Below are 11,891 nucleotides of genomic sequence, written 5' to 3' on the forward strand. Positions count from 1 at the left end.
CTATAATAGAGACCAGGAGGACAATGCCGTGGACGAAACACAAACTTTTGGTAAATTGATCCGTCAGGCTCGCAAGGATAGGGGCTACTCCCAGCGAGAACTGGCGGGGTTGCTTGGTGTGGACTTTACCTATCTATCCAAGCTAGAGAACGATCGCGCTGATTATGCTCCCAAAGAGGAGGTAATCCGGGGTTTAGCGCGAAATTTGGGCATAGATGAGGAGGAATTAATCTTTTTGGCGGGACGCATTCCCCACCATTACGAGAATTTCCTCAAAGAGAATAACCGGGAGATCACAGCCCTATTTCGACGACTTCAGGAAAACCCTAATTTTGCTAAACAGGTATTTGATGCAGCTTCGGGGAAAGATAAGTGAGTATTCTCAAACCCTATCGCTTTTATGCGAAAGAATCTATTGAACGTCGCGCTGATCAAATTCTTCAGCGCATGGCGGCTACCCCTAATTTTGCTCCTCAGTGGCCTTTTGAGTCGAGTTTGGTGGCGGATTTTTTAGATTTGGGGGTAGTATGGGATTACATACCAGCGGACGAACAAGGGGCGATCGCCGCCCGGATTATTCCCGCCGCTAGACAAATTGAGATTAACGAAGAGATTTTAGAAAAACCCCAAGGGTTTATCGAGTCTACGATCGCCCATGAAATCGGACACTGGGTCCTTCATATTAATCACGATGAGGTGGACGGGGTAGCTCGACAGTTAGAATTGAATCTGGGAAATTACGGTTGGTCATCCTCAACAGCCCAGCAACCATTTGTCTGTCGCAGTGGTGCGGTTTCCTCTCAAATTGCTTCTATTGAATGGCAGGCTCAATATTTTGCCAGTTGTCTGCTGATGCCTCGTCATATTTTAGAGGAAAAGCGATCGGGTCGCGATCTCAGTAAGTGGTCTCATCTCTACAGTATTAGGGATGAGTTGGGGGTGAGTATTTCTAATCTGACTAACCGCCTACAAGATTTGGGTTGGATTACTATTCCCAAAGGTCAGCGCCAAATTTATCTGGGAGAAGCTGATTGTCACCAGCAACAACGGTTATTTGGTTAAGCTGGGTAGTTTCAACATCACCCCAGCAATCAGCCAGTAATAAACGGCAACGGGGTCGGTGTCGAGGGGATACCAGTAGGGGTTGTAACCGATGATGATAATGAAAATCCAGAAGACAATACCATCATTTCTCAGATGAGAATTGCGGACTTGGTGATAGGATTTGAAACCTTCCGTCATTAGGGTGGTGACTAATATTAAAAAGGCGATCGCTCCTATGATTCCTAATTCATAGATGAGTTTAGAATAATAAGTTTCTAGTAATCGTGTACTACCTAGACTGCGGGTGGCATTAGTGCCTCGTCCGAGTCCATTACCTAATAAGCCTCGGCTATTTCTGAGAGTCCACTGAGTTTGATCTATGACAAATTCGGGAGGGGGGGATGCTGTCCAGCGTCCGGTCAAACTTTCCATTCGTCCCTCGGCTAGATTGGGAAATATGACTAGGGTAGTTAACAAAAATAGTCCGATGGCTAAGAAGCTAATTAATAATCGTTTCCAACGGGATATATGACTGGTGGCAATTATTAATAATATCAGCACCAGAGGTACGCCTAAAAAAGCAGTTCTCTGACCTGATATGACGGCATTTATCATGATTAAGAATAGGGAAAATCCGCCAGTTATCTGCCAAGTTATTTTCGGGTCATTGAGGGAAGTTAGAAAAGCAAAAAAGGCACTGGAAATTAAGAGCCATGTCCAATGCCAGGGGGAGACAAAGGTTCCGGGAAGTCGGATAAAATTGGCTTCTGGTAGGTAGCCCAAAGAACCGCCAACTAGACACTTGCGCTGTAGGTTGGCTGTCAGTAAAAGATGGGGTTCTAAGCCGCTATTGTCAGGACAAACACCTGTGATAACTAACCAAAATTGAGCGATACCTAGCAGACAACATACTATGGCTAAAACTACCTGTAAACGATTGAGGAAATAGACATCTTGATTTTTCCGGATCAGGTAATATCCACAGGTAATTAGGGGAATATATCCGATTAATATGGCTAATCCGAAAATTCCCATAACTATTGGTATTCCCCTGGGGTCATCACTAAAATGTTGCCCTCCATTGACTATAACTAGGTTAATTAAAGCAATACCTAGAAAGATTAATAGGGGGATTTTGAGATTTTTATTAATTATAAGTGCTTTACCTTCACGAATTAGCACAACCAGCATTCCTAAGAGTGCGGGAATGTAAAATAATATATTTTTCAGTAAGTGAAAAATTGGTCGATCATCCCCTATCCAATAGGCGATAGTCCCGGCAAAAGGTAAATAAATCAGTAAACCCCATAATCCTTGGCGGGGATATCGGTAGGATAAAGCCGCACAGAAAATGGTGATAATTACATAAATAATCGCGATCGCCCCTAGGTCATTCCCAAACATGACCATAGCGACAATTAAGGATATAACACTAACCCAACATAGATAGGGAACTAAGCCAGATCTATGATTAAATAAAGATTCTGAGTCGGTGACTGTAGATATCTCCTTTTCTTCCTCTGTTAAAGCCGGAGAATTAGGGGGAGATTCATTTGCATTTGGATAATGTAATGGTGAAGGATGATTTTGGGGTTCTGACATGGATGCACTTTACCCTTATTAATTGTCACCCTGATTCAAATTCGATCGCCCAAATTTTACAAATTTGTTGCTGCTTTTGGGACGGTAGTTGATAGTAGACACTAAGTATCTCTTGGTGGGTGAAATCAACAATTAGGGCAGAGATTTGGTTAGGATTCTGAGTCCTGACCAAGGCAGATTTTAATTGTTCGAGATCAGCCATTCGTTAATTAAGTTATTCAGATGGGGAATTTGGGGACTCCGAGGGTAGCGGTGGGGTTAAGTCCGGTTGAGGGTTGACTGTCCGATCGCTGTGGGAATTGGGAGGCGGGTTCAGAGCCTCGACTTCTAGGGTTTCGGTAAATTCGGTTAATTGTTGAAAGAGGCGATCGCTTATCTTAAACATGATCGGCTCTTCGGGATGATTCTCTGCCATGCCCCTGACTCCATCTTAGATAATTTGTTTAACCAAGGGAATGATAATTCCGATTAGAGACCCTCCCAGTAGGGAAAATAAGCATAAGATACTGACCCCAAAGCCAATCATCCGCTTTTCCGCCGCCTGATAGTATCCCCAAGCATAGAGAATACGCCCCACTATCCATACTGCACCCAAACCCGCAGCCACTAGGGGACTGACAAACTCAGAAAACAGCCACAACGCCGGAAGGAAAATAATTAACTGTTCTAGGGTATTTTGCTGTACCCGCAAGACTCGTTCAAAGTTTGGATCGCCCGTCATGTCAGGAGGCATAACCTTATATTTCATTCTAGCTCTACCGACGTTGATGGTAACAACCAGGTATACGATAAGTGCAGATGCGGTGATTAGGCTAGGCCAAGGTGACATAAATTGATTACCTCGCGAGTGTCTACCACAATATTAACCTGATCCGCCATTTTGGGTGAGAATTTCTGGGAATCTACCTTCAGACAGGTCTTTTGGCAATTGTGATCACAGTCACATCAATTCGATCAAGTAATCACAACCACCATTACTAGGCGATCACGATACTTTTTCAGGATTATCACGGTATCGGCGGATAGTCGTCACGGCAGTTTCTCGGCGGATCGTCAATAATTAATTTTGTTGAAGCCGAGAGATAGGTAAGTTAGCCGTGATTCTGAACCCACAACTATTAAATCTTATTTCCGTCGAAAAGTCAAGATATTTCCAGGAATTAAATCTGAAGTCCAAGCTGGAAGTCATCTTAACTAAAATGGTCAGCAAGTTGGGTGTAAATAATCACCTAAACTGGCAATACAAAAATCCATCCTTTTCGAGGAATTTTTAAGGGGATACTACCATGAATTTTAACATCCAAAATAGCCGCAAATTAGAGGATATTTTATTTGATAGTAATACCATGGAGAATATTGAACAATATCCCATTAATATCATCCACAATATTGCTCTGGCGGACACTCTATCGTAAGATTCACTATCAAAACATCAAAAATCGTCAGCTACAGCAAGAAAACATAAAGCTGAAAGAACTGGCTTTTTTGGATAATTGAACCCAATTAGCCAATCGACGTAAGTTCTATCTTTATATGGAGCATACTTTACAAAGCCAAAAAGGACAACCCATCTCTTTAATTCTCTTAGACATAGATTTTTTCAAGCCCTACAATGATAATTATGGTCACTTAGCGGGAGATTTATGTCTGCAACGGATCGCCAAAGCAATTGAAGAAGCTATCACGGCTTGTCATCAGCATAAGCCTTACTTAGCCGCCCGCTACGGAGGGGAAGAGTTTGCGATTATCCTACCGGGTCTTGAATTAAAAGAAGCCCTGGATGTAGCAGACACAATTCGCCGGAACGTTTTGGCTAAAAACATCTCCCACTGGGGGTCTCAGATTGGTTCATGTATTACCCTGAGTGGGGGAGTTGCCAGTAAAATTATTAAGGATGATTTATCACCAAAAGACCTGATATTAAGTGCTGATTGGGGATTATTTTAAGCTAAAAATACTGGTTGTAAACGAGTTGTATCAGAGTCTTGATTGGCAATTAATTTTCCTAATATTTGCATGGCTATCTGGATTTTGGGAGACCACAGTAAACCACAATTTAAGCGAAAGCAATTCCGATAATTTCCTGATGCGGAAAACATGGTTCCAGGAGCAATGCTGATTTGGCGTTTATAGGCTTCCTGGTAAAGTGCGATCGCATTAAAATGGGGTGGAAGCTCTACCCATAAGACGTGACCTCCTGTGGGGCGCGTTACTTTAGTTTCTGGGGGAAAATAATCACAAATTGCCTGAGTCATTCGCAAGACCTGTTCCCCATAGGCTCGTCGCAGGTGTCGGAGATGGCGGTCATAACCTCCATTAGCTAAAAAGGCAGCGATCGTTAATTGATTAGCTGCCGCTGTCACAATGTTAGTAAACAATTTCAGTTGTTCGACAGTCTTTTGATAACGACCAGCCACGACCCAACCGACCCGCAAACCGGGAGAAATTGTTTTACTGGAGGAAGAACAATATAAAACCAAACCCTTTTTATCAAAGGCTTTAATCGCCTTCGGACGCATCTCATCAAAGCCCAAATCGCCATAAACATCATCTTCGACCAAAGGAATATCGTAGTTATCCAAAATTTCCACCAAGGCTTTTTTCTTGCTATCTTCCATACAGCTTCCCAGAGGATTACTAAAATTGGAAACGATCGCACAAGCGGCCACCTGACCTTGACTAAGGGCGTTTTCCAAATCGGGTAGTGATAACCCTTCTCGCGGGTGGGTGGGAAGTTCCAAGGCTTTTAGGTGTAGAGATTGCAAAATTTCTAACAATCCATAATAGGATGGGGACTCGATCGCCACTGTATCCCCGGGTTTTGTGATCGCGCGCAGAGATAGATACATCCCCTCTGTGGTCCCATTCACAATCAAAATTTGGTCTGGGGTGAGGGAACAACCCGCATCCATTAATCGCCTAGCTACTTCATGGCGTAGAGGTTCCAACCCTGGTAGGGCGTTATAGGAGTGACAGACTTCTGGGTTTTGACGCATCACCTGTCCCATCAATCGATTTAGGGCGGCGAGGGGGAATAGTTCCGGGTCAGGGACGGCGGCACCGAGTTTAATCATTCCTGGTTCTCCTAGGACTGTATTTATCCTAAAAGCCATTGAGATATCCACATTACAGGCTAGTCCTGGGGGAGTTGAGGAGGTGGGTTCTGCGGGTGGAAGTGACAGAATATGGCGAACATAGTAGCCGGACTGGGGACGGGCGACAATTAGCCCCCTATCTTCGAGGAGGCGATAGGCTTCTAATACTGTGGTGATGCTAACGCTCATCTGTTGGTGCATTTTGCGGACTGAGGGAATGCGATCGCCTGGTTTCAGGGTCCCTTCTTTGATTAGGGACTGAATGCGGTTGGCTACCTCTTCATATAAGTTCACTCCGGGAGACTTTTCTACGGGTCTGGCTTTCATGGTCATACCTCCAAATCCCTTAAAGGATACAGTTGCTGATTTTCTGACCAGAACAGTTGCCAAAAATTAAACTGTTATGGCTACAATTTATGATAACTGCATCTGTTATTTTTGGCTAGGGTAGGTCATACTTTTAATAGAGTGATCGAAATTTACTTATTTGGGCGATCGCTTATTTCCGTGAACCGCGATAAATAAGGGAGTTTAAATTAGCATCTCCTCGAGTTTATGGTTTGTTACAACTGAATATTCATGGAGGAATTGTGGCGATGAAATCAACGGGAAAAACTGCTTGTAGTACCATGGCATTGAGGGGGAATACTTTAGTTAATTATCCCCGGAGTTTGTCCGATGAAGGTATTTTTAATTGGTTCGAGAAAATACCTGGCTTATTGTGGAAGTTTTTGGTGGGTAGCCGGGATATAACCATCTCTCAAAGTTATGACCAAGATGGTGATTTGGTCTGGGATGTTTACGACCCTTTCACCCGAACCAATCAACGTTTTTATGTAGAACAAGATGTCAGGGTTTGGCTGGAATCCCGCTACAATAGATAATCGGGGGATTATTGATAAACCAAATATCTGAGGGATATCTATTTAATACCTCAGCAGCTTCGAGCCTACTTATACCCGATTTTTAATTCAGGGGGTTTTTATAGTGAAACAACATAATTTGCATCATTATTGGTTATTATCCCGATCGCATCTTTGGAGCGATCGCCTCATCAACTTGATACAAAATACCATCGAATTTAGTCTCTTTTATGGTCAATATATAGTCACACCTCCCGACGAAAGACTAAAGCCAATGTCTCATAAACTAAGACCACATAACGCACGATGAAATCATTAACCCCCCTCTCGCCTTCTGGGAGAGGTGGGGGGGTGGAGGCTTACAGCCCTTTCCGTAATCATTTAATAAGTTTTCCAGGTCTTTCTCCGACTTTGGGAGAGGGTGGGAGGGTGAGGGCTGATGCTATAGATAATGATACTAGAGTAACTGTAAACAATTTAGATGATTGGGAATTATTCAATGGCTGAAAACTTCGCAGGTAAATATCAATTTTGGGTAGATAGAGGCGGTACATTTACAGATATTGTCGCCCGCAAACCAGACGGTAGTTTAGTGACCCATAAACTCCTATCAGAAAATCCTCAACGTTATCAGGATGCTGTGGTAGCTGGTATCAAAGAAATTTTAGGAATTGGCGGCAATGAACCCATCCCAGAAAATTGTATTTCTGAGGTAAAAATGGGAACTACAGTAGCAACTAATGCACTGCTGGAACGTCAAGGCGATCGCACCCTATTAATTATCACCAAAGGCTTTAAAGATGCTCTCAGAATTGGCTATCAAAATCGCCCCGATATTTTTGCCCAAGAAATCATTTTACCATCCCTGCTATATGAAAGGGTAATCGAAGCAGAAGAACGCTACAGCGCCCAAGGTGAAGAACTGCAGCCTCTCCAATTAGAACCCTTACAAGCAGCCCTACAACAGGCTTATCAAGACGGGATTCGCAGTTGTGCGATCGCCCTAATGCACAGTTACCGCTACCCCAAACACGAACAACAAATAGCCGAACTCGCCGCCCAAATTGGCTTTACCCAAATTTCCACATCCCACCAAATTAGCCCCCTAATGAAACTAATCAGCCGGGGAGATACCACCGTAGTTGATGCTTACTTATCACCCATTTTAAAGCGTTATATCGACAAAGTAGCCCAGGAATTATATGGCAACCATACCCCAAGAGATGGAGTATCTAGCCCGCCCCAAAATCTGCCTAAATTAATGTTTATGCAGTCTAATGGAGCCCTAACTAACGCCCAAAACTTCCAAGGAAAAGATAGCATTTTATCAGGGCCTGCTGGCGGCATTGTTGGCGCTGTCAAAACCAGTCAACAGGCAGGTTTTGACAAAATTATCACCTTTGATATGGGTGGAACATCCACAGATGTCGCCCATTATAACGGCGAATATGAAAGACAATTTGAGACCGAAATTGCGGGGGTCAGAATGCGAACCCCCATCCTTTCTATTCATACTGTCGCAGCCGGGGGAGGTTCAATTTTAGTCTTTGACGGTTTCCGCTATCGTGTCGGTCCACAGTCTGCGGGTGCTGATCCAGGTCCGGCTTGCTATGGTGGTGGGGGACCTTTAACAGTTACTGACTGTAACGTAATGTTAGGCAAAATTAGACCCGAATTTTTCCCCCAAGTATTCGGACCCCAAGCCAATTTACCCCTTGATGCAGAAGTAGTTAAAACCAAATTTAATCAGTTAGCGGCAGATATTACTCAAGCCACCGGAGACCCTCGCCAACCCGAAGAAGTGGCGGCGGGTTTTATTGCGATCGCCGTAGAAAATATGGCTAATGCGATTAAGAAAATCTCCCTACAGCGCGGTTATGACGTATCCGAATATACCCTCTGTTGCTTTGGCGGCGCGGGAGGTCAACACGCCTGCGCGATCGCAGATACATTAGGCATTACACGGGTGTTTATTCATCCCTACGCTGGCGTTTTATCAGCCTATGGCATGGCTCTAGCAGATGTAGGTAACATCCGCGAGAAAGCCATAGAAGCCCCGCTAAACGAACATTTATTAGCCGATATCACCCCAGTTTTAGCCGACTTAGAAACCGAAATGCGATCGGAACTTGACCCCCACAATTCCCCCAACGACATAGTTTTTTATCGCGCCAATTTGAAATATCAGGGGACAGACTCAACCCTCACCGTCCCATTTTCCCGCCAAGTCGAACCCATGAAAGCCGCCTTTGAAACTGAACACCGCACCCGTTATGGCTTTATCAAAAACGACAAACAACTAATAGTTGAATCTGTATCCGTTGAAATAGTCCGCCAGATGGAAAATCCCCCCGAAACCATATTATCTCGTCGCCACAATCAACCCCCTACCCCTATTGCCACCGTCCCAATTTTTACCAACCAAAAATGGCAACAAACCCCCGTATTTCCCAGAGATATTTTACAGCCAGGAGATGAATTAATCGGACCCGCGATTATTCTCGAACCTACCGGAACTAATATTATCGAGCCAGGTTGGTCTGCTCAATTAACCGAACGCAATCACTTAGTTTTAGCCAAAATTGCCCAGCCCCAAACTTCCCCCATTGACTCCAAAATCTACACCACAAAACCTGATCCGGTGCGTCTCGAAATATTTAAAAACCTGTTTCAGTTCATCGCTGAACAAATGGGAATTACCCTACAAAATACGGCATCATCAGTTAACATTAAAGAACGCCTAGATTTTTCCTGTGCAATTTTTGACCAATTCGGGGAACTCGTAGCCAACGCTCCCCATATTCCTGTACATTTAGGCTCTATGGGAGAAAGTGTCCGCAGCCTAATTAAAGCTAAAGCCGAAACTCTCAAAGCTGGGGATGTTTATATGCTAAATAATCCCTATGATGGCGGGACTCATTTACCTGATATTACCGTCATTACTCCAGTGTTTGATACTGCCGGATTAAACATTTTATTTTATGTGGCATCTCGGGGTCATCATGCCGACCTGGGAGGGATAACGCCCGGTTCTATGCCACCCCATAGTAAAACAGTCTTGGAAGAAGGTATTTTAATCGATAATTTCCAGTTGGTTGATAGCGGTAAATTCCGAGAAGCACAATTGCTGAAATTATTAACTAATCATCCCTACCCCGCCCGGAACCCTCAGACTAATATTGCTGACCTACAAGCACAAATTGCCGCCAATGAAAAAGGGGTGACAGAATTACATAAAATGGTCGCACAATATGGCTTGGCTACAGTCCAAACTTATATGCAATTTGTCCAGGATAATGCAGAGGAGTCCGTCAGAAGGGCTATTGATGTTCTGCGGGATGGTGAGTTTATTTATGTTCTGGATAATGGGGGAGTTATTCAAGTCGCTATTAGCATTAATCGCCAAAACCGCAGCGCCAAAATAGATTTCACCGGAACTTCTCGACAATTGGACAGCAACTTTAATGCACCCCAGGCTGTTTGTAAAGCGGCGGTTTTGTATGTATTTCGGACTTTGGTGGCTGATAGCATTCCCCTCAATGCTGGATGTTTAAAACCTTTAGAAATTATCATCCCTGAAGGCTGTATGCTTAACCCCAAATTTCCGGCGGCTGTAGTGGCTGGAAATGTCGAAACTTCTCAGGCTGTGGTTGATGCTTTATATGGCGCTTTGGGAGTTATGGCGGCTTCCCAGGGAACTATGAATAATTTTACCTTTGGAAGCGATCGCTATCAATATTATGAAACCATCTGCGGCGGATCGGGCGCAGGTCCTAATTTTCACGGGACCGACGCAGTACATACCCACATGACTAATTCTCGCCTAACTGATCCAGAAGTGCTAGAATGGCGTTATCCGGTTCTGATCGAGGCTTTTGTTATTCGCCCCCACAGCGGCGGTAACGGAAAGTATCGCGGTGGTAATGGTATTATCCGCCAAATTCGATTTTTGGAGGAAATGACAGCCACTATCCTATCGGGACATCGTATCATCCCACCTTTTGGTATGGCTGGAGGTGAACCCGGTATGGTGGGGCGTAATTCCATTACTCGCCAAAATGGGACTGTTGAAGATCTCCATAGTAGTGCGATCGCCCTTATGGGTATAGGGGATGTGTTGACCATCCAAACTCCCGGCGGCGGGGGATATGGTGCCCCACAATAACCTATACTAGGCTAGAAACCCCTTCTACCTCTTTTACCATGGGGAGTTTGTCTAAACCCATAGACATATTGACTCCCCTTTTGGTATCGCCTAACATATAATACATAATGCTATATGATCTTAAGCTAAGTTGACCCGGATTTAGTTAATCATTTAATCGGATTGAGTCAGTATAAATACTGGTCAAAAATATAATCCTTTCCCTTGTATAACCCGCCTGAAATACTATAATCACCACGGTCAGACTTAAACCCAGCTACCCCCTAAGTGTCAGTCCTTGATTTTCATTAATGATATTACTAGCACCTAAAAATGTAGCCAGAATAGCATTTTTTTGAGGGAGTTAGTAGTAGCTTTCCCCCAGGATACCAACTCACATATTCAGCCTAAATATATGAACGAAAAAGACGAATTTCTTTACCCCAAAACCCGTTATCGTGGAGAATTTAGCCCCCAAAATATGATGTTTAACTCTAACCTCCAAGAGTTTGCACATAAGGTGAACTATATCTGTGGGTTAGAAACCAATGGTAAACTGAGTTCCGAAGTGGCTTACCAAAGAATCAAACAACTCTGGAAAGAATTAAAAGAGTCCAAAAAGAATCTTAATATTGGCGAAAATTCAGCCAACCAAGACCCAGAATAACTAGCCATGGTCTGCATAACTAAAAGCCAGGGATAAAATCCCTAATTTTACCACAAAATTAGCCCATATTCATCATTGTCAATGTCTCACCCAATTACCGTTACCGTCCCCGCCACCACCGCCAATATTGGACCAGGATTTGATTGTATTGGTGCCGCCCTCAGCCTGTATAATATCCTAGAATTTTCCCCATTAACGGATACAGAAAAACTCCATCAAATTACCGCCGAAGGAGTAGAAGCCCAGGCTGTAGCCACGGACGATCGCAACTTAGTTTATCAGGCTTTTCTTAAACTCTACCATCACATCAATCAAACTCCCCCTCCCGTCAAAATTCACATCAAACTAGGGGTTCCCCTCGCCAGGGGCTTGGGAAGTTCAGCCACAGCAATTGTAGGGGGTTTAGTGGGTGCAAATACCCTAGCCGGAAACMCCCTGACTCAAACAGAAATTATGGACATGGCGATCGCCCTAGA

General features: G+C 43.9%; 12 protein-coding genes and 1 pseudogene. 8 read left to right on the forward strand and 5 right to left on the reverse strand.

All coding sequences use genetic code 11. The features are described from left to right. The first annotated feature begins 28 nt into the window (after window positions 1-28). Entirely contained in the window at window positions 29-376 is a 348-nt protein-coding gene (locus tag B9T16_RS07390) for a helix-turn-helix domain-containing protein (protein WP_014277353.1), read from the forward strand. Further along, entirely contained in the window at window positions 373-1,062 is a 690-nt protein-coding gene (locus tag B9T16_RS07395) for an ImmA/IrrE family metallo-endopeptidase (protein ID WP_006618384.1), read from the forward strand. Before B9T16_RS07390 ends, B9T16_RS07395 begins: the two co-directional genes overlap by 4 nt. Here the strand turns inward: B9T16_RS07395 and B9T16_RS07400 are convergent. Genes B9T16_RS07400 through B9T16_RS07415 form a run of 4 tightly spaced genes read right to left on the reverse strand, consistent with a single transcriptional unit; the run spans window position 1,051 to window position 3,475 of the window. After that, window positions 1,051-2,646, reverse strand: coding sequence for a hypothetical protein (locus tag B9T16_RS07400; protein WP_006618383.1), 1,596 nt, complete (start codon window positions 2,644-2,646; stop codon window positions 1,051-1,053). The two genes, B9T16_RS07395 and B9T16_RS07400, sit on opposite strands and share 12 nt — an antisense overlap. Before the next feature lie 25 nt (window positions 2,647-2,671). Continuing rightward, complete coding sequence (locus B9T16_RS07405) at window positions 2,672-2,848, reverse strand: hypothetical protein (RefSeq protein ID WP_014277355.1); 177 nt, start codon at window positions 2,846-2,848, stop codon at window positions 2,672-2,674. 12 nt (window positions 2,849-2,860) lie between these two features. Then, window positions 2,861-3,061, reverse strand: a complete 201-nt coding sequence (locus B9T16_RS07410) for a hypothetical protein (protein ID WP_006618382.1) — start codon at window positions 3,059-3,061, stop codon at window positions 2,861-2,863. Between the two features lie 15 nt (window positions 3,062-3,076). Continuing rightward, window positions 3,077-3,475 carry an MAPEG family protein gene (locus tag B9T16_RS07415; protein WP_014277357.1) on the reverse strand — a complete coding sequence of 133 codons (399 nt, stop codon included), beginning with the start codon at window positions 3,473-3,475 and terminating at the stop codon, window positions 3,077-3,079. A gap of 457 nt (window positions 3,476-3,932) precedes the next feature. Between B9T16_RS07415 and B9T16_RS07420 the strand changes: the two genes are divergently transcribed. Continuing rightward, window positions 3,933-4,061 carry a hypothetical protein gene (locus tag B9T16_RS07420; protein ID WP_286131416.1) on the forward strand — a complete coding sequence of 43 codons (129 nt, stop codon included), beginning with the start codon at window positions 3,933-3,935 and terminating at the stop codon, window positions 4,059-4,061. A 94-nt stretch (window positions 4,062-4,155) separates the two neighbouring features. After that, window positions 4,156-4,593 (forward strand): annotated as a pseudogene (locus B9T16_RS07425) (GGDEF domain-containing protein); the annotation flags it as partial. Here B9T16_RS07425 and B9T16_RS07430 read toward each other — a convergent pair. Then, on the reverse strand, window positions 4,590-6,068 hold the full coding sequence (locus B9T16_RS07430) for a PLP-dependent aminotransferase family protein (protein ID WP_006618379.1): 1,479 nt from the start codon (window positions 6,066-6,068) through the stop codon (window positions 4,590-4,592). The pseudogene B9T16_RS07425 and the gene B9T16_RS07430 sit on opposite strands and share 4 nt — an antisense overlap. Before the next feature lie 269 nt (window positions 6,069-6,337). On the opposite strand from B9T16_RS07430, the gene B9T16_RS07435 reads away from it, so the two are divergent. The 4 genes from B9T16_RS07435 to B9T16_RS07450 form a co-directional block, all read left to right on the forward strand. After that, window positions 6,338-6,625: a hypothetical protein gene (locus B9T16_RS07435; protein WP_006618378.1), complete on the forward strand. Its 288-nt coding sequence runs from the start codon at window positions 6,338-6,340 to the stop codon at window positions 6,623-6,625. Window positions 6,626-7,103: 478 nt separating this feature from the next. Continuing rightward, window positions 7,104-10,769: a hydantoinase B/oxoprolinase family protein gene (locus B9T16_RS07440; protein ID WP_006618377.1), complete on the forward strand. Its 3,666-nt coding sequence runs from the start codon at window positions 7,104-7,106 to the stop codon at window positions 10,767-10,769. A gap of 394 nt (window positions 10,770-11,163) precedes the next feature. Then, window positions 11,164-11,415: a hypothetical protein gene (locus B9T16_RS07445; RefSeq protein WP_006621845.1), complete on the forward strand. Its 252-nt coding sequence runs from the start codon at window positions 11,164-11,166 to the stop codon at window positions 11,413-11,415. Window positions 11,416-11,496: 81 nt separating this feature from the next. Continuing rightward, window positions 11,497-11,891, forward strand: a 395-nt coding sequence (locus B9T16_RS07450; RefSeq protein WP_410244438.1) for a homoserine kinase, incomplete at its 3' end; no start/stop codon positions are given.

It is taken from the genome of Arthrospira sp. PCC 8006 (assembly GCF_046480465.1).
Classification (GTDB): Bacteria; Cyanobacteriota; Cyanobacteriia; order Cyanobacteriales; family Microcoleaceae; genus Limnospira; species Limnospira platensis.

Bases quoted from the DNA above. Each gene is read 5' to 3' on its own strand.
- B9T16_RS07400 (WP_006618383.1), bottom strand. From the start codon at position 2,646: ATGTCAGAACCCCAAAATCATCCTTCACCATTACATTATCCAAATGCA.
- B9T16_RS07410 (WP_006618382.1), bottom strand. From the start codon at position 3,061: ATGGCAGAGAATCATCCCGAAGAGCCGATCATGTTTAAGATAAGCGAT.
- B9T16_RS07405 (WP_014277355.1), bottom strand. From the start codon at position 2,848: ATGGCTGATCTCGAACAATTAAAATCTGCCTTGGTCAGGACTCAGAAT.
- B9T16_RS07445 (WP_006621845.1), top strand. From the start codon at position 11,164: ATGAACGAAAAAGACGAATTTCTTTACCCCAAAACCCGTTATCGTGGA.
- B9T16_RS07415 (WP_014277357.1), bottom strand. From the start codon at position 3,475: ATGTCACCTTGGCCTAGCCTAATCACCGCATCTGCACTTATCGTATAC.
- B9T16_RS07440 (WP_006618377.1), top strand. From the start codon at position 7,104: ATGGCTGAAAACTTCGCAGGTAAATATCAATTTTGGGTAGATAGAGGC.
- B9T16_RS07430 (WP_006618379.1), bottom strand. From the start codon at position 6,068: ATGAAAGCCAGACCCGTAGAAAAGTCTCCCGGAGTGAACTTATATGAA.
- B9T16_RS07420 (WP_286131416.1), top strand. From the start codon at position 3,933: ATGAATTTTAACATCCAAAATAGCCGCAAATTAGAGGATATTTTATTT.
- B9T16_RS07435 (WP_006618378.1), top strand. From the start codon at position 6,338: ATGAAATCAACGGGAAAAACTGCTTGTAGTACCATGGCATTGAGGGGG.